Genomic DNA, 23,579 nt, shown 5'->3' on the forward strand with positions numbered 1-23,579 from the left:
CGAGTGCAGACTTTTAGTCTGCTTCTTAAAACCTATGGACTTTCAGTCCATAGTGGTTTAGTTTTGGGGATAGGTAGCAAACTATATCGAAGTTAATTTATTCAAATCTACCTTGAAATGGTTCGAAAATTGTCCCGTAAGGACCACAAAAAGACAAAAAGCGACATTGGAAGACAATGTCGCTTTTTTATTGCACCATACCCATCTTCATTTATTGTTAAATCTAATAATTACTTGTCAAGGATCTTAGAAGCTGCATTAACCTTTTACTGCAAAGACGGTTTTTGAACAACCTAAAAGTGCTTTTCCTGAAAAACATGATTGTATGTTTGTGCCATAATTATTGATGTAAACGGTTTACTCATAAACAATTCTTATTAGTGTTTTATCAATAATCGAAGTGTATCAACCAATCTGTTTTTAGATAAAATAATCAAAGGAGTATGAGTGCAGAGATTGAAAGTAGTAAAAAAACACCCCAGAAGAGAGAACAGAAGCAAAAGTCTTTAATGCCCTTTACTCTAAGGGAAATAGAGAATATTAATTCTAAAACGAAAGAGTCGGATTTCCAAAACCATCAGGCCGTAACAGAAGGCAACATCGCTTCTTCAGGAAGCTTGGGTATTCAGCCTGTTCACGAGGCTAATTCCCTTTATGGTATGGGGTCTCAATTGAAATATAATGAACTTGCCGCAAGCCTTAAAGAAACCGGTGACTCTTCGCATCCTGAAACTTTACAAAAAGAAAAAAACTATAAACGCACACTGAGCATTGCTGAGTTAAGAGAATATAATGATAGGAAACAGCTTACTGCTGTTACTAATATAAAGGTTGAAAAACCGGTTGCAGAAAATAAAACCTCTTTTCATAATGGACAGAAGGAAACTAATGGTGAAATGTTATCGGATGCAGGTATCAATGCGGTAAATGATAGTCCTGTACAGGTGTTAAATGCTGTGGGGGGTATAGATGCAGTTGGTCCAACTATAGATAATAATGCTATAACTACAGAAGAAATTGTTGACACTTCTGTAGACGATATTATCCAACTGCCTGATATGGGAATTACAGCAGCAGCTCCTTTGGCGGCAGCGCCATTAGATAAGACTGTCGATACAACAACACCCCTGTTTATATTGCCGCAAGACAATGAGAAAAGAATGTCGTTCAGTAAATCTATTATAAAGCCATTAAAAACTAAAGTGGCGGCAAGTGCTCCTGCTCCTGCTCCAAAAACGGCAGGCGGTATAGATGCGACTAAGATGAGCGGATTAGAAGTGTCCCGAAGCTTTATGAGCACAAATCCGGTTATTGACCAGGCTTCGGATAAAGGCAGTATAAAAGGCTTTAAGCCACAACCTGCACCAGATGCAGGCAGTTTAAAAAACTCTGGTAAAAATATCATGGAAAAGGCAAGTCTTGCTAATGAGGCTTCTGTTTCAAATGCGGGCGGACAAACCGATAGTGCTATACAGCAAAATAAAGCGGTAAATACAATAAAACCGACTATAAATGCTACTCCAATAAAAACCGATGGTATTTATAACAGCAAGAACCTTAGTTCTATAACACCGCAATTAGAGGCTTTACCCGGCTATAAGGAATCTATAAACGAAACCAATAAAATTTATGTAGATGAAAAGATAGCGCCTAAACTGGAAGAGCAAAAACAGGCACAGGAAGGTTTTGCTAAGCAACAGGCAGACGCAAAGAATGATAATGACAGGCAAATAAACCAACAAACTGCTGCGGTAAAGGCAGAGCAAATTCAGCAGCAGGCGGCAGCCCAAAGTGAGGTTGCGCGCCATAAAAAAGACTGGAAAAAAGAATCCGAACAAGTTAAGGCAAACTATAATAAAGAGGCTAAAAGCAAAAAGCAATCTTTGGGTGCCGATGTAGACAATGAGGTTAATGCTGCTAATACTCAAATTAACGAAAGTTATAACAGGGCCAATAAAGCTGCAGCAGATGAAACAGCTAAAGCTAAAAAGGCCGAGGCAGACCAACGTGCTGAAGCAGCTAAAAAGTCTAAAGATAAAAGCCTGTGGGATAAAGCAATTGATTTTGTTTCAGATATATTTGATGCCCTTAAAAAAGCCCTTAATAAGCTGTTTGACGGATTAAAAGCTTTTGTAAAACGTGCCATAGATACTGCCAAGGCTTTTGCTAATGCCCTTATAGATAAGCTAAAGGAAAAAGTGAAGAGGTTTATTAGTGCCTTTGGCGAGGCACTGAAATCTATAGCTAATGTAGCTCTGGCTATGTTTCCTAAGCTGCGCGACAAGTTTAACAAATTTATAGATGCTGCAGTTAACAAGGCACTGAAAGCCATTGATGTACTGGCTGAAGGCCTTAAAAAGACCATTAATGCACTGCTCAATGTACTGGGCAAAGTGCTTACTGCTATACTTGATGCGGCACAAGCCTATTACAACGCTATACTTGATGTGTGTAAGTTCCTTGTAATTGGGCTTATAAAAATAGAGCAATTTATTTTTAACCTGAATATCGCAGCCTTTCAATCCGGAGCCGAGTTCTTTGGCGCACTTGCTGAAGAATCGCTTGGAGGTAACCCTGCAGAACCCTTAAAGGATGTAGAAGTGCCTATTGGCCAGGAAGCACAATGGGCTGCCGCAATGGCTGAAGGAGGCGGTATTGCCCAAAAGCCGGCTGCCGATGAAATGGCTATGAATGGCGACCTGCTTACCAAACCTAAATTAGACAATAACGATGTTGTTCTTGAACCTTATCCGGCTGTGGAAACAGATCGTAGCCTGTTAAATTCGATCCCTCCGCTAAAAGATGGCGAACAGTTTGAGATAGGTGGTGCGGGTAGCCGTAGCGTAACTACTGAGCAGTTTCAACAGGCTGCCTATGGCGTTACTGAAGCCGGTACAGAGGAAATGGCACAGGCACAGCCAGCCGGTAATGCCGGTGCTAAACCAGATCCTGACTGGCAGCACATGAGCGATGAGCAAAAGCTGGATGAATACAACGACAAAATGCTGGAATCATCTAAAGATGCAGGTACAACGCAACCAACACCACAACAGGCACCACCACAACCTGATATGGATAATTCGCCTGAAGCACTGGTAACTAAAACAGGCAGGCTTAACCCTGCACGCAGGCTTCTGTTTATGGGCGAGCAGATGATAACAGGCATACATGCCATGTGGAACAAATATAAAGCATGGATTATAGGAGGGCTTGCGCTTGCACTGGTGGCTATTGCTGCAATATTGTTTTTTAGTGGTGGTACAGCGTTAGGGCTGGTAGTAGAGGCAATAGGCGAAGCACTTATGCTTATATTTGGTGCTGTGGCAGTATACCGCGCCATGGGATCGTTGTGGGAATATGTTAAAAAAGCCTGGGCGGGAGATACTAAGGGTGCTGCCAAAGCGCTGGCTACAGCTTTTGCCATTATTGTAGTAGAGTTTTTACTGGATAAGATACTTGCCGGTATGGGTAAAGTATTTAAGAAAATGCTTAAATCGTTTAAAGCCACTAAAGTGGGACGTGCTGTGCGCAATATGCTTGCTGTAGTACGCAAAGGGCAGCGCGCTACCACAAACGTAATACGCAAAGGTATGGTAGCCATAAAGAACAGTAAGTTTGTACTTTACCTTGAAAAAATAGCGGCAAAAGGCGCCCGAAAATTTGATGACCTTCGTAACAAGATTTTGGCTAAATTTGGCTTCAAGCGGATTTGGTTTGAAAGGCATGGCAGGCACATGCAGCTTTGGGGAGAATTTAACAGTAAGGTGCTCCTCATGGATGAAGAGGCTGAGGGAGGTGCCGATTTTAGAGAACTTACTGAAGCTGAGAGGAAACTGCTTGGTCGAGGAGAGCAAATAGGACAAAGAGTTGATGGAGGGGTTGTAGTATCTGACGCTTTTGAGGAGAGGTTTAGGGATTTATCTCCAGAAAAGCAAAAAGAGGCATTAGAAACGTTAAGAAGCGATGTTTATGCACAAAGGCGTGTAGAAGGGCTTAAAGGTTCAGGTTCTACGCAGGAAGTAACAATCCCTTCTAAATATAAAACCGAAGGCCTGGATGAAGTATCAAAGCGTAAGCCATTCCAAAAAAAGGATATAGAAAATCTTGAGAAGAAGGCCCTAGACAGAAAAGCCGATAATGGTAACCCTCAAAAATTACGTAATCACTCGGAAGAGATTGGGGAAGCCGCGGCAGATGCCCATGCAAACGCCCACGGCCTTACCAAACTGAAGGGATTAAATGGTGGAGCTTACAGCCTGGACAGAGTTTATCAAAAAGGCAATACATTCTATGTGTTTGAAGCCAAAGGCGGAAGCAGCACATTAGGTGGGAAAAGAGTTGAATCTATGAATCTATTAACAGGTGATGCACACTTTGCACAGCAAGGCTCAAAGGAATATTTAGAAAAGACTATTCAGGATATGAGAAAATCCGGCAATCCAGAAAAAGTGTTAATCGCTGATAAATTGTCCCGTGCCCAAAAAGCAGGTGAGGTTAAGTATATGATGGTTCAGCAAAAAATTACCAAAGCAGGAGACTTAGGAGAGTTTATAATTAGAGAGTTTGATTTATAGTTGTTCAGTTAATGTTTAAAAATAGCTTTTAATTAATACAATAAATAATTAGTAATGAAAAACGTATTACGGCACAAAGTTGATAAACCTGAGGCAGTGACTCTTTTTTATAATTCATTAGAAAATTATTATCAAGAAAATATTACTGGTTATAGAAAAAAGTTTAGGTATCTTTTCTATACATTTAAAGAATCGGCAGAATTACTAGAAACGTCAGTTTTAGAAAAGCCTCAATTGTCTTTACAAAAGAAATGGTTTAATTATGGGCTTAATTGTATAAGTGAATTTTGTCGTTTGGCTCATTTTGTAGGAGAAGAAAGAGAGGTTAAAATTGATGATGAAGATGATTTTATAATTAAAGTCGAGGAGGTTAATGAACATGTAAATTTGTTCAAAGCACTCTGTTTATCAAGTATAGCAAGAGATAAGGTAAAGCAAAGAATTATAGCTGAAAGTCCTAAGTTTTTTTGGGGAATTAAAGAAGAAGATTTTGAGAAAGAAACTTTTGGCATATGTTTTTTAAAATTAATAAAAGAATTTTATCTAACTGGAAACATTAATATTTCCCTGTTCGAAGCCACCCAAAAAGATTTAATTAAAAATAAAAATTTAATTGGTCCCGATGTGAAGCAAAAGTTTTGGATATTTATGATGAGTAAATACCTGGATGCACTTAAAAGTTTAGCTGAAAACGATGAAGCGGCATTTAATGCTAACCTGATTGCGGCACTTGAAGCGCACAAAGCAGTATGGAGCCAAAAGAAGGCTCTAAACAGGGGTGGTACTCCACTATGCCGGGAAAATGAGGGGTTTTTATCCTGGGGCTGTACAGCCCTTGCAGCAATGGCTTATGATAAAGGTTGGAAACAGGAAATAGAGTCAGACTATATGCCACAATTTATGGTTGATGGCAGTATTAACAAATAGTCCTTCTAAAATATATGGATATTAATCCCGCATAGCATTAACAAGCTATGCGGGATTTTTTTTTTACATTTACTTCAAGCGGATTTGGTTTGAAAGGCATGGTGGAGTTGCTACATTTGACTGGAGTAATTTATTTGTCCTATTAATATGTAAACAATTAACTTTGATAGTATGAATAAACGTGTACATGATGATTCATTCAGGAAGATGGCCGTTGAACTGGCCAATAGCAGAGGTTCTATAAAAGAAGTTGCTGAAGAGCTCGGTATTAACCAGAGCCTGTTAAGTAAGTGGAAACAGCGGGAGTCGGGATCTAAACAAAATACAGTTGGATTAACCGAAGAGCAGAAGCTAATAAAAAAGCTCCAAAAAGAGTTGAAAGACGTACAGATGGAGCGCGATATTTTAAAAAAGGCGGTCGGCATCTTTTCCAGTGGAGACGGGAGATATTCAGATTTATAAAAGAACATCGAAGGATATTTCCGGTCGAAAAGATGTGTAACGTTTTTAAGGTTAGCAACAGCGGATTCTATTACTGGCTCAAACACCCAAAATGTAAACGTGTTATTGAAAAGATATTCTTGTGCATCAGATTACTAAAATCTATGGGGATAGTAAAGGACGTTACGGAAGTCCACGCATCACCGCTGAACTTAGGAAACACGGCGTGTTTATCTCAAGACCAAGAGTAGCAAGGCTAATGCGTGAGTTAAACCTAAAAAGTATTATACGTAAAAAGTGGATACAAACCACCGATTCAGAGCATCGATACCCTATAGCAGAAAATATCCTTAACCGGAATTTTTATGCAGCAAACCCTGCGGAGAAATGGGTGTCGGACCTGACCTATATACGAACATTAGAAGGTTGGGTGTACCTTACTACTGTAATCGACTTAGCTGACCGAAAAGTAATTGGCTGGTCGTTAAGCGAGACAATGAATGCTAAGAGCACTACGGTAAAGGCTTTTTTAATGGCTAAGAACAACGGCCTGTTAACAGTCAATTGATTTTTCACTCGGACAGAGGAGTACAATATGCGTGTAGTGAGTTCAGGTCGGAATTAGAAAAATTACCCATTACACAAAGCATGAGTCGAAAAGGAAATTGTTGGGATAATGCCGTGGCTGAGAGCTTCTTTAAGACCATGAAAACATAAATGGTGTACACAAGGTATTCAAAACCAAAAATCTGCTGAATTAGCTGTTTTTGAGTACATAGAAATTTGGTATAACAGAAAAAGACGTCACTCAACACTTGGTTTTTTGACTCCTGTAGAGTTTGAAAATATTTCAATAAATAACAAAAAAGCAGCCTAAACAGTTTTTAAAAAAAGGACATTAAAAATCCTCTAGTAGACTATTGCAATTCCACTTTTGTTGAAAATTAAAACACTGAAATTAAATAGTCTATTGAGGTGAGTGAAATTTAATCTAAACATTACATTCCTTTTCGGAAAAAAATAACAACTGCTTTTTAGTTTTGCCCTGTACTAACAGATACAGCCTATATGACCCAAAATACTTTTTTAAATAAAAAGTCGGTTTTTAATAGTATTTACACCGAAAACTGGAGGGCGTTATATATATATGCTTATAATATGATTCGCGACAGGGAGTCGGCTGAAGATATACTTCAGGAAATATTTACCGATTTCTGGGTGCGTATGGAAGATACTGATATAAGTAGCTTTAAAGCGTACTTATACCAGGCGGTACGAAATCAGTGTGCCAAAAAGCTAAAGAATAAAAAGCTTACCACGGTAGAACTCGAGCTTTTAGAACAATCATTGCTACTTGTTGAGGAAGAAGAACCTGCCGAATTACCCAAAGAACAACTTGTAGCTGAAGTGTTTGAAAAAGCCCAAAATATACTTCCGGGAAAATGCCTTGAAATTTTTAAACTTCGCTTCTACGACCACATGAGTATAAACGACATTGCCTCTTTAAAGGATATTTCTGCAAGTACTGTTGAAAACCAGATTAATAAAGCCCTTAAGCTACTCCGAAAAGAAAATATAGGCTACTTAACATTTGCAGTACTCATTGCATGTACAAACTAAGTAGTAAGGTTAGTTAAATGTTAAGTGTTTTAATAAATTGTAAGCTTTTGTTTTTTGCGTAGGTGTAGTTCATGTTTAGGGTACTTATATATAAAAAGACCTCATTTTTATAATAAGTACGCATGAGTAATACATACAAAAATATTTTTAATCGTTACAGTAAAGGCAGAGCTACTGTAAAAGAGCAGAAAGCTGTCGACCTTTTTTTAGACAGCCTGCAGGACACTTCCGAATTAGATAATGCTGTCCTTACCGAAGAAAAAGGTAAGCTACTGCTTGAAAAAATTGAGGCACGTATAGTTTATAAAACTAGGAAGCCTTATCGTGCTATTGCAGCATCTGTAGCGGCTATATTTTTACTTGCCGGAATTTTTTACACTTATTTTTTAGTTACGGGTAATGAGGCCATGAAAACCGTGGCAGCTACACTGGGCGAAAAGCAAAAGGTAATACTGCCCGATGCCTCTGTGGTTTACCTTAATTCGGGGAGCAGTATTTCGTACCCTGTAGCTTTTGGAGAAAAATCACGGGAGGTTACCTTAACAGGAGAGGCTTATTTTGAGGTGGAGCACAAGGAGAAACATCCGTTTATTATTACCTCAGACCAGTTTAAAACGCAGGTACTGGGCACTAAATTTATAGTATCTAACTACAAAGGTGATACCCCAGCCGTAACAGTGGTTTCCGGAAAAGTAAAGGTTACAGATAAACATTCATCAGTATCGGAAATTATTACCAGAGGACAGCGCGTGGTTTACAGCGAGGAAAACCATCTTCTTTTAAAATCGGATAATGTTAATGCAGAAAATTACTTGGCCTGGAAAGAAGGGCGTATATTTTTTGACCATGCCGATATGAAACAGGTTTTACAAACCCTTCACCGACGCTACAATGTGGTATTACAGCTAAACTCACCTTTGTACGAATGCAGTACCATAAGCGGAACTTTTTCGGGTAACGACGTAGAAAAGGTACTCAGCAGTATTCGCTTTATAAATGAAATGGACTATACAAAAACTAAAAACGATACCATAAAAATTACCTTGAAACCCTGTAAAAACTAATTGCCTATGTAAAGATGAAGACTACTTAATTCCCTAAAAAAGAAAAACCCGAACATGGCGGCCACCAATTATCGGGTCTTAGATTAATCGTTACAATTAACTAATAAACAAAGATATTACAATTATGTATCTTGAAACAAAAAAAAGTACCGCAAGAAAAATCCTGCTCTTATTTTTTTTAGCATTGTGCAGCCTTCAGCCTGCTTTTGCAACAATAAATAATCCTTCACAGCGCATTGAAGATGTAAGTATAAAGCTTCCGGGCAGTGTATCCGATCTTAAAATGCTGTTTAAAACTATTGAAAACCAAACCAGTTACTCGCTTATTTACACAGACGATGTAACAAGGCAAACTGCACAGACTCCTATAACGGCAGGTAACAAAACGCTAAAGGACTTATTAAACGAAGCAGCTGCAAAATTTAACATCGCCTATCAGGTAAATGATGATGTAATTACCTTTAAGGTAAAAAAAATACAGCAACCAAAGAACCAGCAGAAGGTAAAGGTTTCGGGTAAAGTAACCGATAGCAAAAACGAACCGCTACCAGGTGTTAATGTACTTGTTCAGGGTACTGCTAATGCTACCCAAACCGATATGGACGGTAACTATACTATTACTGCCGAAACCGGACAAACACTGGTGTTTTCTTACATTGGGTTTAAAGCTACAGAACAAATAGTTAGCACAGAAACTGTTGTAAACATTGTACTTACCGAAGAAGCTTCGGAACTTACTGAAATGGTAATTACGGCGCTGGGTATAAAACGTGAAGAAAAAGCGTTAGGATACGCAGTACAAAAAGTAAAGGGTAGTACCGTACAAACGGTAAAAGGTATAGATGTAGCCACATCATTAACCGGTAAAGTATCGGGTATGCTGGTAAAAAACAGTACTGAGTTTAGCGAGGCTCCTACAGTAGAGCTTCGTGGCGAAAACCCGCTACTGGTTATAGACGGCGTACCGTATGGTAACATGACACTGCGCGATATACCTGCCGATGATATAGAAACTGTAAGCGTACTTAAAGGTGCTACGGCTTCGGCACTATATGGCTACAGAGGAGCTAGCGGAGCCATAGTAGTTACCACTAAAAAAGGAGCTACAGACAAGGACGGGCTAAGCGTAAGCCTTAACAGCAGTACGATGCTTACGGCAGGTTACCTGGCCATACCGGAACAGCAAACCACCTTTGGCCGACAGATAAACGCTGCCACTAATACTTATACAGGTACTGGTGCCTGGGGTGTACCCATGGAAGGGCAAGAGGTTATACAGTGGGATCCGGTTACAAAATCGTACCAGTCTATGCCATACCTGGCACGCGGTAAAGACAATTTTAAAAACTTCCTGCAACAAGGGTACATATTAAACAACAACCTTAGCATTGCCCAACACGGCGAGCACGGTAACATCCGTTCGTCTGCTACGTGGGTAAACAACAGGGGGCAATACCCAAACTCTCAGTTTGATAAATATACGTACACACTTGCAGGCGATATTAACCTGGATAAGTTTAAGTTTACTTCATCCATATCGCTTAACAAACAAACTTCGCCAAATATAGGTTTTAGCGGTTATACGGCTTATGACCCTATGTACAACATACTGGTATGGTCTGCACCGGATTATGATATCCGCCAGTATAAAGACTACTGGTTGGTTAAAAACGAATCGCAAAACAATAGTTATACCGGTACAAACAACAACCCGTACTTTGATCGTAATGAGCGTATACACAGTCTGGATCGCCAGGTATTCAACGGATTCATGTCAGGTACGTACGAGCTTACTCCATGGTTAAACGCTACCTTCCGCACCGGTTTTGATACGTACAATAACCAGCAGGTTATTCGTGTATCAAAAGGTTCACTAGTTTCAGCAGGTGCCGCCACTGTAATACTAAACGGCAGCCAGGTTTGGGGTGAATCTCTTAAAGGTTCATACAGTGAAGGTTTAGGAACCGGCTACAGCGTTAACCAGGATTTCCTGTTAACAGGAAACAAGAAGTTTGGCGATTTTGATATCGATGGGCTATTTGGTGAAACAATCTATTACATTCAAGACAAAGGTATAGAATCACAAACCCAGGGAGGCCTTTCTATACCGGGCTTCTATTCTATAAAAGCGTCGGTTAATGCGCCGCTGGTAAACTCATCGGTTTCTAAAAGGCAGGTAAACAGTTTGTACGGGCGTATAGGTGCTTCGTGGAAAAGTATGCTATTCCTGGAAGGTACACTTCGTAACGACTGGAGTTCTACATTGCCGGAGTCTACCAGGTCTTACCTGTATCCGTCGGTAGCGGCAAGTTTCCTTCCATCTGAGGTGTTGCCAAAATACGATTGGCTTTCATTCTGGAAACTGCGCGGTTCATGGACATCGTCTAAAACTCCTGCCGGAGTGTACGACATTAATTCGGTATATACCATTAACAACAACGCATGGGGCAGTAATACATCGGCCACATACCCAGATACTATAAGGAACAGTACTGTAAACCCACAGGCATCTGATACGTGGGAAGTAGGTACTGCTGCAAGCCTGTTTAAGAGCCGTTTTTCACTTGATTTTACATACTACTCTAAGAGAATGTACAATTTCCTTACAGCTACAGGGGTAAGCAGCGCATCGGGCTTCAGCTCCAACTACATTAATACCGATGAGGAAATTACCCGCCGCGGTATAGAAATTACCGCTACAGGTACGCCTGTAAAAACTCCGGACTGGCAATGGGATATTATGGCTAACTGGTCTAAGTACGCCCGTTATTACACTAAGCTGGACGACCAGTTCTCTGCAGATAATCCTTGGGTAAAAGTAGGTAACAGGGTAGACGCCTTTGTACTGAACGATTTCCAGAAAGATGCTAACGGTAATATGATATATGAAAACGGATTACCTGTATACTCAGCTTATCAGTCGGTTTATGGTTATGCAGATCCGGACTGGATATGGGGGCTGTCATCGTCATTGCGTTACAAAAACTTCACCATGAACATTTCAATGGACGGCCGCGTGGGCGGACTGGCACAAAGTACTACGGAGATGTATATGTGGCAGTCGGGTAATCACCCTGACTCAGTTAACGAAACCCGTTATCTTGATGTTACAACCGGTACTGCAAACTATGTAGGCAATGGTGTTAAGGTAATATCGGGTAGTGCTACGTATGATGCGTATGGAAATATAACTTCAGATACGCGCCAGTATGCACCAAACGACGTTCCGGTTACCTACCAGAGTTATGTGCAGCGTGTACATAAGGGTACCGCATGGGGTGGAGCACCATCGCCATACGATACCTATAGCACTACATTTATTAAACTGAGGGAAGTTTCTATAAGCTATAATGTGCCACAGGCTGCTTGCAAATTTATAGGTGCCAAAAGCGCTTCGGTATCAGCCATAGGTCAAAACCTGTTTATGTGGGCTAAGGACTTTAAATATTCTGACCCTGACAGCGGAGTAGACAACTTTAGCGACCCGTCTCAATGCTTTATAGGTGGTAACTTAAAACTTGAATTTTAATAATCAACATAATTTAAGATGATGAATATGAAAAAAATTGTAGGGGCAATAGCCGGTATGTTGATGTTTACAGGCTGCAGCAACTTTGAGGATATAAATACAAACCCCAATACACCTACCCAGGTAAGTGCCTCGCTGCTATGTACAAACATTATACTTAGCGTAAACAAGTATCAGGGAGCCGATGCAAAAGCGTATATATCTGATAACGCATTACCAAAATATGTAGCGTATGCTAATGAAGGGCAGCTGGGTACACAGTACAACTTTATATCTAATGCAAGTTTTGGAAGCATGACCATACTGCCCGATATTGATAAAATGCTGGAAGCAGCACAGGGTTCTCCTTCCGAAGATTCGTATAAGGGTGTAGCACATTTTATAAGAGCTTATACATTTTACCTGCTTACCATGAAAATGGGAGATATACCTTACAGTGAGGCAAATCAGGGGAGTATAGGTAACTTTAAACCAAAATACGATGGTCAGAAAGAAGTTTTTATAGGGATTCTAAACGAGCTTGAAGCAGCAAGTGCCAGCTTTGCATCTGGGGCTACCTTTGCAGGCGACCCCACACCATTTGCGGGCGACCCTGTAAAATGGCAACGTGCCGTTAACGCTTTTGAGTTAAAAGTACTTATGACGCTGAGCAGTAAAACAGGCGATGCCGATTTACAGATACAACAGAGGTTTGCAGCTGTGGTAAATACTAATATGCTATTAGAAAATGCTGGGCAATACTTAGGTTTAGAATATAATAGCGTAAGCAAGCATCCGCTGTATAGTACTAACGATATGTTTACCGGAAGAACCGTATTAAGTACTACTATAGTAAATAACCTGAAGATGCTAAACGACAAACGTTTGTTCTATTTTGGCGAACCTGCCGAGGCACAAACCATAGCCGGTGTGGCAGCTACAAACCCGGATGCTTACGTAGGGGTAAACACTGCCATAGACTACGCAGGGCTTAACGCTACCTTTGCTACAGGAACCTATTCTAAAATAAATCTAAGATATCAGTTAGACCAGGCAAGCGAGCCGCGCAGAATGTTAACCTATGCTGAACAACAGCTTATTTTGGCCGAAGCACGTATTCGAGGATGGATAAGCACTGGAACTGCACAGCAGTATTATGAAAGTGGTGTAAAAGCAGCGCTTACTAATTTGATGAATACCAATGCTACTTATGCACACGGTAATGCCATAACCCAGGCTGATATAGACGGATATTTTACGGGCCAGGCGGCTTTTGCAGCAAACCAGGACGACCAGTTAAAGCAGATATGGTTGCAGCGATATTTGCTTAACTTTTTAATGGATGCCGACACTTCTTATTTTGAATACAGGAGAACCGGCTACCCTGTACTGGAAATAGACCCGGCAACAAGCCTTAACGTAAATAGTCCGGGTAGTGTACCGGTAAGGTATTTGTATCCTTCATCTGAGCTTACCTATAATAGTGATAATCTTATGGAGGCACTAAATAGCCAGTATGGTGGCTATGATGAGATTAACAAGCTAATGTGGTTACTCTCTAATTAAAATAAATACATTGTGTTTCATTTCGTTGTTTAATTAATGTAGTTTAGAGGGGTTGTAATTTACAACCTCTCTTTTTTTGTATTTTCACGAAGAAAGGTGTTGGTTATAAAATTAGCAATTGATAAAAAATAGGTAAGCGTATAGTATACTAACGTCTGCTGTTTTATTAAATCCCCAAATAATAAGGCTGTCTATTTTTATAGTCAGCCTTTTATTTTTATTGTTTGTCCCTTCCGGAAGTAACCGTACAGGTTATTAATATTCTTTTTATTACTAAGGCATTATACTTTTTGAATAATAATGTACATTTGATAAAAACTTTAACAAATCAATCAGTACTCAATGAAAAATCTATTTTTAATGCTTGCTATTACTATAGCATCGATAAGTTATGGGCAAAAAGGACTTTCAAAAGATTATTCCTATACAGTTAGTGCTCCCTATAAGGTTTATGATGGAGAAAAATTTTATTTCAGCCGAGATAACCAGGTTCTTGCTATAAAAGTAAGGGGTAAAGAAGCAGTTATACAAAAGTTTAATACTTCTGGTGAGAAGATTTCTTTTGTTGCAGAAAAAAAATACGAAGACCTTCCTGGTAATGTGCAGGTAGAAGATGTATTGGAATTTAATAACAGGTACTATTTCTTTTACTCATCTTGGGATGGGGGCAATGTTGATAAAGAACAGCTTTTTGTAAGGGAAATTGATTTTGCAAAAGGAGAGTTTCTGGGGGCAGGGAAGTTGATGTTTAAAGTTGACGGCCATATTACAGGTTCTCCGCAGGCTATAGCTATGGCAGGAGGGGTATCTTTTAGTTATGGAGTAAGAGACAAATTTGATTTCCTGATGTCTTCTAATAAAAAGAGGATGCTAATACAGTATCGCAAAAAGCCAACAGTGAAAAATGATACTAAGAGCTGGGATATTATAGGTATGGTAGCCTATGACGAAAATATGAACCAAACATCTCTTAACGAGATTAAGATGCCTTATACAGAGCGCAGGATGGATGTTTATGATTATGCTATAGACTCTGAAGGTACAAACTATATACTTTCTAAAGTTTTTCATGATGATAGTAATGATGACAAAAAGAGGAAAAAAGATGAAGAACCAAATTATCATGTGGAACTTTTCAGGCTTAAAAACGGAGCTAAAAATCTTGATATTTCTAAGATAGATGTTAAAGATAAATTTATAAACGGCTTGTGGCTTTTTGAACATCCGGCAAGTAATGAAATGGTTATAGCGGGGTATTATAACATTGGGAAAAAATTAAAAAATACCGATGGTATGATTGTTATGAAGGCTAAAAAGGAAGGAGAATTATACGGCCTTAAAACTTATGAAATACCTATTGAGGTTTTAAATGATTATACTTCTAATAGAACAAAGAAGAGAAATAATAAGAAAGAAGAAAAAGGAGAAGCAGAATATCCAAACCTTAAATTAAAAGAATTGGTATTTGATCAGGACGGTAGCCTGTTGTTTATTGGTGAGCAAACTTATTTAGAAGTTCGTCAGAGTAATGGTGGTATGGGCTTTGGTACCGCAGGGATGACTATGGGCGGTAATGTGACGTATATTTATCATTATAATGATCTTGTTGTTACAAAAATTGACGCTGGAGGTAGCATGTCGTGGAAAAAAAAAATACCTAAATTACAACAAGGGTATCAGGGCAAAGGGGGAATGTCTTATAAATATATCTATAACAAAGGCTCTCATTACTTACTGTTCCTAGATAATGTGAAAAACTTTGAACTTCCATTAGATAAAACACCAGCAATGCACAGTGATGGTAAAGGCGGATATTTTACGTCATATAAAATTGATGATGCTACCGGCACAATGGTAAACAGTTCAATATTTAATGTTAGGGATCTTGATGAAATGACTGTATACCAGTTTGCCACTAACAGGATTGTTAAAGTGGATGACAATACATTTGCGGTTGAGTTTTATAAGAAACAAAAAGAAGATGTGATGATTAAGGTTTCCATCAAGTAAAAGTTAATTTTAATTGTAAGAAAGCGCCTAACAGGGCGCTTTTTTTATACTCAATAATCAGTTATAACATTAATTTAATTCATAATGCTTTCTTAAAGATTTTTCACATTAAAGTTGAAAAATTTACTTAAAATTGCGCCCAATTAAATATACCAACATTTATGAAGAAACAACTACTGTTATTGCTTGCTCTTGTTGCAACCGGTCTGGGGTATGCTCAGAAGGAATTGTCTAAAGATTATTCTTACACGATTAGTAAGCCTTTTAAGGGTTTAAAAGAGAATAATCCATTTAGTTTTTCTGCTTATAAGATTCTTTATAATCGTAAAGATTACTTCTATAAGAATGGAGAGGTTATGGTTTTCAAGCTGAATAAGGATGATATTCTTATCGAAAAGATAAATGTTTCAGGCGATAAAGCATCTTTTATTAAGGATAAACAATATAAAATCAATGACTTGTTTGAAAAGAATTTTCAGATAGAAGGTGTTATTGAATTTGCCGGTAAATATTACTTTTTTTATTCTTCTTGGAATGGAGATGACGAACAGGAACAGTTGTATTACAGGGAAATAGATTTTAATAAGGGTGAGTTTGTAGGAGAAAATAAACTATTGTTTAAAATTGATGGAAAAGTTACCCAATCTACGGATATGGGACAAGAGACATTTTTTGGAAAGTTTAATATTCATTTGAATCCTGATAAAACAAAAATGTTGATTAATTACAGAAAAAAACCTCTAAAAAGATCGGATAAAAAAAGTTATGATACTTATGGTATTAACGCGTACGGGATGGATATGATTGAGCTTTGGAGGAAGGAGTTAACCATGCCTTATACTGAAAGAAGGATGGATTTACTAGATTTTACCATAGACAAAGACGCGAATGCTTATCTGTTAGCAAAGGTATTTCATGATGATAGCAATGATGATAAAAAGCATAAAAAAGATGAAAAACCTAATTATCATTTAGAAATATTCAGGGTAAATGCAGGATCCTCTAATATAGATATTACAAAAGTAGATTTTCAGGATAAATTTTTGAAGAAACTGACGCTTTACAGCCACGAAGATCACCTAATTTGTGCTGGTTTTTACAATAAAGGAAAATCAACAGGCAGTGTAGATGGTATTATGTTGTTTAAGGTTAAGCCGGATGGTGTTATTTATGATAGTTCATCTCATGAAATACCATTTGAGATTTTAAATGAATTTGCCAGCAAAAAAGCAAAAAAGAAAAATAAGAAAGATGAGGAAGATGATGAGGCGGAGTTTGCAAATCTTGATTTAGATAAGCTTGTAATTGAAAAAGATGGGAGTGTTGTGTTTGTAGGGGAACAATACTATGAAGTTACTGTCAATACTGGTAAATCAGTAAGAATTATAGACCATTATGCAGATATGCTTATTAGCAAGGTTGATGCTTCAGGGAAGCTCGCCTGGATGAAGCGATTGCCTAAGCATCAAGTAGGGTCAAGTGGAATAGGGGGAATGTCTTACAAACATTTCTATGCAAACGACAATCACTACATTGTGTATTTAGACAATGTAAAAAATTTAAATCTTCCTCCAGATGAATATCCGGCTATACATACTGATGGTGCTGGCGGATATTTAACGTCTTATAAAATAAACGATGCCACAGGTGAAAGTGTTAAGAGTTCTATCTTAAACGTTAGGGATTTAACAAATATAAGCTTTCATAATTTTGGAGTTGGTAAGATAGTTAAAGCCGGTGAAGATGCTTTTATTGTTGAGGTAGCTAACAAAGAAAAGCAAAGTGTAATGCTTAAGGTAGTAATGAAGAAATAACTAAAAGCTGTACGCTATAAATAAGAAAGCGCCCTATTGGGCGCTTTCTGTATTTTGTCCTGTTTGTATCATGTAAGCCATTGATTTTATAACACGGTCATGTTTTTTTACAAATGGGTTTTCTTCGTTCCATACGTAGCCCGCCAGTACAGAGCATATTTTTTCTTTTACATCCTGGTTTTCCGGTTTATGGAAAAACAGGGTTTGCAGGTTGCCTGTATACCATTCTTTTACGTAGGTAGCAAACACGTCTACACCACGCCTCATATAGGCAGTGTACTCAGTGTCCCAGTCTACCTTTTCTCCTTTTAACTCCTTTAAGAATAACTTTGCCGACAGTATACCTGATTCTGTTGCAAAACACACTCCCGATGAGAAAACAGGATCAAGGAACTCAGAACTATTACCGGTAAGGGTATAGCCCGGGCCGCAAAGCCTGGTTACAGAGCATGAATAGTTTTCTATTTTATGAGGTTCAAACAAAAAGTCAATACCCTCAAAACGGTCGCGGTAAAAATCAGATTCCTGAATTACTTTCTTTAAGGCTTCTGTAGTATTGTCGCCTAATGATTTAATATACGATGTAGGCCCTACAACACCAATACTTGTATTGCCATTGCTGAATGGAATAACCCATAGCCATACTTTAGTTTCTAATATGTCAAATGTAATTTGTGTACCCTCTACACCCTCCGGACGTTTTGTGTCTTTTACGTGGGCAAACATTGACGAATTTTCCGGGATAGATGATGGTGCATCCAGCTTTAATATACGTGGCAGCACACGCCCGTAACCACTTGAGTCGATTATAAAACGCGCGCTTATTGTACGGGTTTCTCCATCTTTACCTCTTACGGTAGTTACCGAATCAGAGCCGTTAAAAACAACATCAAGAACTTCGGTTTCAAATTCAAGGTCTATACCTTTTCGTATTACTTCCTGTGCCAACGTATTGTCAAAATCTGCCCTTGGCACCTGCCATGTCCAGTCCCATCCTTCACCAAATTTTTCACTGAAATCAAAGATGCACAACTCATTGCCTCTTATAAACCTGGCCCCAAATTTTTTCTCAAAATCCATAGCATTAAGGGCGTCCAGCAGTCCGGCTTCGTCAAAATGATCCATAACCCTGGGTATAAGGCTTTCGCCTATAACAAACCTCGGGAATTTTGATCTTTCAACAACTTTAACCTTAATACCATTGTTATGAAGGTAAGAAGCAGCTACACACCCAGATGGGCCTGCCCCGATAATCAGGACATCTATATTCTCATTTAACATTTATAAGTGCTATAAGTCTTAAAATTCTCTTAAAAATATTCTACATTTGCATTCAACAAATTTATATACAAATTACGTATTAAAAAAACTTATTGTTAATACAATAAAGATAATTAAGCATAAATGACCAAAATAAACCAATTTTTAAGCTTGGAGCAATTTACCGCCGTTGTTTTTGGAAATAATGATGTAGAGGTAAGTAATGAGGTGTTAGATAGAGTAACACAGAGTTTTGATTTTCTTAAGGAATTTTCATCTAACAAGATTATCTATGGAGTAAATACCGGATTTGGGCCAATGGCTCAGTACCGTATAAAAGACGAAGACAGGATTCAACTACAGTATAACCTTATACGCAGCCATGCATCGGGTACCGGTAAGCCGCTGGCACCGCGTATGGTAAAGTCGGCTATACTTGCGCGACTGAATACATTATCGTTAGGTAACTCGGGTGTACACCCATCGGTTATACTGCTTATGCAGCAATTAATTAATAAAGATATATGTCCGCTTATTTTTGAACACGGCGGAGTAGGAGCCAGTGGCGACCTTGTGCAGCTTGCCCACCTTGCATTAGTACTTATAGGTGAGGGTGAGGTGTTTTATAAAGGCGAACGCCGTGCTACTAAAGAGGTTTTTGAACTGGAAGGTTTAACACCTATAAATGTAGAAATAAGGGAAGGTCTTGCCCTTATGAACGGTACCAGTGTAATGACCGGCATAGGTATAGTAAACGTAGAGAATGCTAAAAATCTATTAGATATTTCTCTTAAGTTTTCGTCTGCAATTAATGAAATTGTAAGGGCATATGACGATTCTTTCTCATACGAACTTAACGATACCAAAAGGCATGCAGGCCAAAAGGAAGTTGCTGAGCGTATGAGGACACAACTGGCAGACAGCAAGCTTGTGCGTAAAAGGGAAGACCATCTGTATACCGGCGAAAATAACGAAACCGTGTTTAAGGAAAAGGTACAGGAGTATTACTCGCTGCGTTGTGTGCCGCAAATTTTGGGTCCGGTCCTGGATACCATTAACGAAACAGCCAAAGTGCTGGAAAATGAAATTAACTCGGCTAACGATAACCCTATTGTAGATGTTAAGAACCAGCATGTATATCACGGAGGTAATTTCCACGGTGATTATATATCGCTGGAAATGGACAAGCTAAAGCTGGTTATAACAAAACTGTCTATGCTTGCCGAGCGTCAGCTTAACTACCTGATGAACGCTAAAATTAACGAGCTGCTGCCTCCTTTTACTAACCTGGGTACCCTTGGGTTCAATTTCGGGTTGCAGGGTGTACAGTTTACGGCAGTTTCTACAACAGCTGAAAACCAAACGCTGTCTAATCCAATGTATGTGCATAGTATTCCTAATAATAATGATAATCAGGATATTGTGAGTATGGGGACTAATGCAGCCGTTATTACAGCTAAGGTTATAGAAAATGCTTTTGAAGTACTGGCTATACAGGGTATGGCAATTGTGCAGGCAATAGATGCATTAAATTATAAAAATGAAGTATCTTCGGGTACAAGAAAGATATATGACGACATAAGGGCTATACTGCCTGTGTTTAAAGAAGACCAGGTTATGTATCCTTATGTACAGTCTATAAAGGAATATCTTATGAACTAACCAATATTTAATTTTACAGTCATGAAAAAACTTACTTTATTCTTACTGTTGTGTGTAAACATTTGTTTGTCGCAGGAATTAGCCTTAGTTAAGCAAAACGGAAAATTTGGCTATATAGACAAAAAAGGCGGTTTTGCAATACAACCTCAATACATCAAAGCAAAAGACTTTAGTGACGGTCTTGCTGCTGTAAACGAAAACGAAAAATGGGGCTTTGTAAACGCTAAAGGAGAATGGGTTATTAAACCTCAGTTTGATGGTGTAAAGGATTTTAATAGTGGCTTTTGTATAGTAGATAAAGATAAGCAACAGTTTTATATTAACAAAAAAGGAGAAACTGTAAAAATGCCCCAGTCAGATAAGTTGTATGACTTTGAGGCGGGAATTGCATTTATAAAGCAAGGCAAAAAAGTAGGTTTTATAAATACCAAAGGCGAAGTTGTTGTAGAGCCTAAATACGATATTATAAAATCGTTTGAAGGTAACTACGCCCGTTTTAAGAATGCCGAAAAATGGGGTATTATAGACAAAACCGGTAAAGTAATTGTTGAGGCAGAATACCAGGAAATAGGGAACTATTTTAAAGGTGTAACCTGGGCAAAGAGCGGCGAATCGTTCGGGCTTGTTATTGCAGGTAAGTTTAAGGTAGTAGATGGAGCCGATAAAATATGGGATTTTTATTCACAGGATGTTACCTATGCCCGCAAGGGGAAAAAAGTAGGTTTTATAGACCTGAAAGGAAACTGGGTAATAGAACCGAAGTTTGATAAAGCCCGTGCCTTTGCAAACGGTCTGGCTCCGGTGGCTATAGAAAAGAAATGGGGTTACATTAATACCTCTGGGGCTTATGTAGTAGAGCCTACCTATGCAGATGCTGAAATTTTTAGTGAAGAAGGCCTTGCCCCGGTTAAGGTTGATGATTTTTGGGGCTTTATAGATGTCAAAGGAAGCATGGTTATTCCTGCTAAATATGGTATTACTGCGGGTGGTTTTTCTATATTTACCGATTCGCCAAAAGGTTATATAAAAGGCCTGGCAAGGGTAAAGTATGAAAAGAAATGGGGTTTTATAGATAAAACCGGAAAAGTAATTGGCGATCAATGGTTTGAAAACGCCGAACTATTTAATTAATTAGTAAAGAATGAAGTGTGCATTAGTAACAGGAGGTTCCAGGGGTATAGGCAGTGCCATATGCCAAAAACTGGCTTCCGAGGGTAATTACCATATATTAATAAATTATCAGTCTAACGAGGAAGCTGCGCAGCAAACACTGCAGCAGGTTATAGAAAATGGCGCCACCGGCGAAATACTGAAGTTTGACGTAGCCAACGCCGATGAGGTAAAAGCGGTATTAGGGGAATGGCAGGAAAACAATCCCGATGCTATTGTAGAGGTTATTGTAAACAATGCCGGTATAACGCGCGACGGCCTGTTTATGTGGATGAGCCAGGACGACTGGTCTCAGGTTATAAACACCAGCCTTAACGGTTTTTATAACGTTACCAGTTTCTTTATACAAAGATTACTGCGTAACAAATATGGCAGGATTATAAACATGGTTTCGGTTTCGGGAGTAAAAGGTACTGCCGGACAAACCAATTACAGTGCTGCAAAAGGTGCTGTTGTTGCTGCTACCAAGGCTTTGGCTCAGGAAGTAGCAAAACGTAATATTACGGTTAACGCCGTGGCACCGGGTTTTATTAAAACAGATATGACCGGAGCGCTCGATGAAAAAGAGCTTATAAAGCTGGTGCCTGCTAACCGTTTTGGTGAAGCCGAAGAGGTGGCAGAGCTTGTAGGTTTCCTTGCTTCTAAAAAAGCGGGCTACATTACAGGCGAAGTGATTAATATAAACGGAGGTATTTACTCCTAAAAATAATAAAGTAAACAAACCAATACGCATAAGATGGAAAGAAGAGTGGTTATAACTGGTATGGGGATTTATTCCTGTATAGGGACATCGCTTGATGAAGTAAAACAATCGCTATACAACGGAACCTCGGGTATTACATTTGATGAAGACAGGAGAGAGTTTGGTTTCAGGTCGTGTTTAACGGGTATGGTTCCTAAACCGGAACTAAAAGACCTGCTAAGCCGTAGGCAGCGTATAAGCATAGGTGAAGAAACCGAATATGCTTACATGGCTACCATACAGGCTTTAAAGCAGGCAGGTATAGATGATGATTTCCTTGATAATAACGAGGTGGGTATTATGTATGGCAATGACAGCGTAAGCAAGGCTATTATTGATGCTACAGACGTTATCAGGGAAAAGAAAGATACGGCGCTTATAGGTTCGGGGGCTATATTTAAGTCCATGAACTCTACAGTAACCATGAATCTTAGCACCATATTCAGGCTAAGGGGGGTAAACCTTACCATAAGTGCAGCCTGTGCCAGCGGATCGCATTCGCTGGGTATGGGGTATTATTTAATAAAAAGCGGCCTACAGGATACAATAGTTTGCGGAGGTGCCCAGGAAATTAATAAATACGCTATGGGTAGTTTTGACGGCCTTGGAGTTTTTTCTCCTGATAATGGAGATCCTACTAAGGCGTCGCGTCCATTTGACGCTCAACGAAACGGACTTGTACCAAGCGGAGGAGGGGCTACGCTTATCCTGGAAAGTTATGAGTCGGCCGTAAAACGTGGTGCGCCTATTTTGGCAGAAGTTATAGGGTATGGTTTCTCATCTAACGGCGGACATATATCTACACCAAACGTAGAGGGGCCTGCAAGCGCTATGCAAAAAGCATTAGACCAGGCCGGTATAAAACCCGAAGATGTAGATTATATAAATGCACATGCAACGTCTACCCCGGTAGGAGATGCTAATGAGGCTAAGGCTATTTACGAAATTTTTGGCAGCAAGCCATTAGTAAGTTCTACCAAGTCTATGACAGGGCATGAATGCTGGATGGCCGGTGCAAGCGAAGTAATATATTCGGTGCTTATGATGCAAAACTCATTTGTAGCGCCAAATATTAATTTTGAAAACCCTGATGAAGATTCGGCTAAATTAAATTTGGCAGGAACTACTGTAGATAAAGAAATTAATATATTTTTGTCGAATTCTTTCGGATTCGGAGGAACCAATTCGGCCTTAATAATAAAAAAAGTTTAAAATTGACAC

16 protein-coding genes and 1 pseudogene are annotated in these 23,579 nt (G+C 39.0%); 16 read left to right on the plus strand and 1 reads right to left on the minus strand.

Annotated elements, in window-relative coordinates; all coding sequences use genetic code 11:
- The first annotated feature begins 443 nt into the window (after window positions 1-443).
- The 12 genes and pseudogenes from ACLI1A_RS18505 (at window position 444) to ACLI1A_RS18560 (ending at window position 17,524) form a co-directional block, all read left to right on the plus strand.
- On the plus strand, window positions 444-4,574 hold the full coding sequence (locus ACLI1A_RS18505) for a hypothetical protein (protein ID WP_411410182.1): 4,131 nt from the start codon (window positions 444-446) through the stop codon (window positions 4,572-4,574).
- Window positions 4,575-4,628: 54 nt separating this feature from the next.
- Entirely contained in the window at window positions 4,629-5,501 is an 873-nt protein-coding gene (locus tag ACLI1A_RS18510) for an immunity 49 family protein (protein ID WP_411410183.1), read from the plus strand.
- A gap of 171 nt (window positions 5,502-5,672) precedes the next feature.
- Window positions 5,673-5,963: a transposase gene (locus ACLI1A_RS18515; protein ID WP_411410184.1), complete on the plus strand. Its 291-nt coding sequence runs from the start codon at window positions 5,673-5,675 to the stop codon at window positions 5,961-5,963.
- 121 nt (window positions 5,964-6,084) lie between these two features.
- Window positions 6,085-6,180 (plus strand): annotated as a pseudogene (locus tag ACLI1A_RS18520) (IS3 family transposase); the annotation flags it as partial.
- Between the two features lie 21 nt (window positions 6,181-6,201).
- A complete protein-coding gene (locus tag ACLI1A_RS18525; protein ID WP_411410233.1) occupies window positions 6,202-6,510 on the plus strand; it encodes a DDE-type integrase/transposase/recombinase in 309 nt (102 codons plus the stop codon).
- A 213-nt stretch (window positions 6,511-6,723) separates the two neighbouring features.
- Window positions 6,724-6,819, plus strand: coding sequence for an IS3 family transposase (locus ACLI1A_RS18530; RefSeq protein ID WP_411410234.1), 96 nt, complete (start codon window positions 6,724-6,726; stop codon window positions 6,817-6,819).
- A gap of 191 nt (window positions 6,820-7,010) precedes the next feature.
- Window positions 7,011-7,562, plus strand: coding sequence for an RNA polymerase sigma factor (locus ACLI1A_RS18535; protein ID WP_411410185.1), 552 nt, complete (start codon window positions 7,011-7,013; stop codon window positions 7,560-7,562).
- 122 nt (window positions 7,563-7,684) lie between these two features.
- Complete coding sequence (locus ACLI1A_RS18540) at window positions 7,685-8,626, plus strand: FecR family protein (protein WP_411410186.1); 942 nt, start codon at window positions 7,685-7,687, stop codon at window positions 8,624-8,626.
- Between the two features lie 124 nt (window positions 8,627-8,750).
- The gene (locus ACLI1A_RS18545; protein WP_411410187.1) at window positions 8,751-12,155 is read left to right on the plus strand and encodes a SusC/RagA family TonB-linked outer membrane protein; all 3,405 of its coding nucleotides are present in this window, start codon (window positions 8,751-8,753) and stop codon (window positions 12,153-12,155) included.
- A gap of 27 nt (window positions 12,156-12,182) precedes the next feature.
- Window positions 12,183-13,700 (plus strand): SusD/RagB family nutrient-binding outer membrane lipoprotein, encoded by a 1,518-nt coding sequence (locus tag ACLI1A_RS18550; RefSeq protein ID WP_411410188.1) that lies wholly within the window; start codon window positions 12,183-12,185, stop codon window positions 13,698-13,700.
- A gap of 342 nt (window positions 13,701-14,042) precedes the next feature.
- The gene (locus ACLI1A_RS18555) at window positions 14,043-15,710 is read left to right on the plus strand and encodes a hypothetical protein (protein WP_411410189.1); all 1,668 of its coding nucleotides are present in this window, start codon (window positions 14,043-14,045) and stop codon (window positions 15,708-15,710) included.
- A gap of 161 nt (window positions 15,711-15,871) precedes the next feature.
- On the plus strand, window positions 15,872-17,524 hold the full coding sequence (locus ACLI1A_RS18560; RefSeq protein WP_411410190.1) for a hypothetical protein: 1,653 nt from the start codon (window positions 15,872-15,874) through the stop codon (window positions 17,522-17,524).
- A 33-nt stretch (window positions 17,525-17,557) separates the two neighbouring features.
- Here ACLI1A_RS18560 and ACLI1A_RS18565 read toward each other — a convergent pair whose 3' ends face one another.
- Window positions 17,558-18,805 carry an NAD(P)/FAD-dependent oxidoreductase gene (locus ACLI1A_RS18565; RefSeq protein ID WP_411410191.1) on the minus strand — a complete coding sequence of 416 codons (1,248 nt, stop codon included), beginning with the start codon at window positions 18,803-18,805 and terminating at the stop codon, window positions 17,558-17,560.
- A 123-nt stretch (window positions 18,806-18,928) separates the two neighbouring features.
- Between ACLI1A_RS18565 and hutH the strand changes: the two genes are divergently transcribed.
- From hutH to ACLI1A_RS18585, 4 genes are read left to right on the plus strand one after another with little or no spacing between them, the layout of a single operon-like run.
- Window positions 18,929-20,446: an HAL/PAL/TAL family ammonia-lyase gene (gene hutH / locus ACLI1A_RS18570; protein WP_411410192.1), complete on the plus strand. Its 1,518-nt coding sequence runs from the start codon at window positions 18,929-18,931 to the stop codon at window positions 20,444-20,446.
- A 21-nt stretch (window positions 20,447-20,467) separates the two neighbouring features.
- Window positions 20,468-21,577: a WG repeat-containing protein gene (locus tag ACLI1A_RS18575; protein ID WP_411410193.1), complete on the plus strand. Its 1,110-nt coding sequence runs from the start codon at window positions 20,468-20,470 to the stop codon at window positions 21,575-21,577.
- 10 nt (window positions 21,578-21,587) lie between these two features.
- The gene (fabG, locus tag ACLI1A_RS18580; protein ID WP_411410194.1) at window positions 21,588-22,319 is read left to right on the plus strand and encodes a 3-oxoacyl-ACP reductase FabG; all 732 of its coding nucleotides are present in this window, start codon (window positions 21,588-21,590) and stop codon (window positions 22,317-22,319) included.
- Window positions 22,320-22,352: 33 nt separating this feature from the next.
- Complete coding sequence (locus ACLI1A_RS18585; protein ID WP_411410195.1) at window positions 22,353-23,570, plus strand: beta-ketoacyl-[acyl-carrier-protein] synthase family protein; 1,218 nt, start codon at window positions 22,353-22,355, stop codon at window positions 23,568-23,570.
- The last annotated feature ends 9 nt before the right edge of the window (window positions 23,571-23,579 follow it).

It is taken from the genome of Flavobacterium sp. RHBU_3 (assembly GCF_046613565.1).
Classification (GTDB): domain Bacteria; phylum Bacteroidota; class Bacteroidia; order Flavobacteriales; family Flavobacteriaceae; genus Flavobacterium.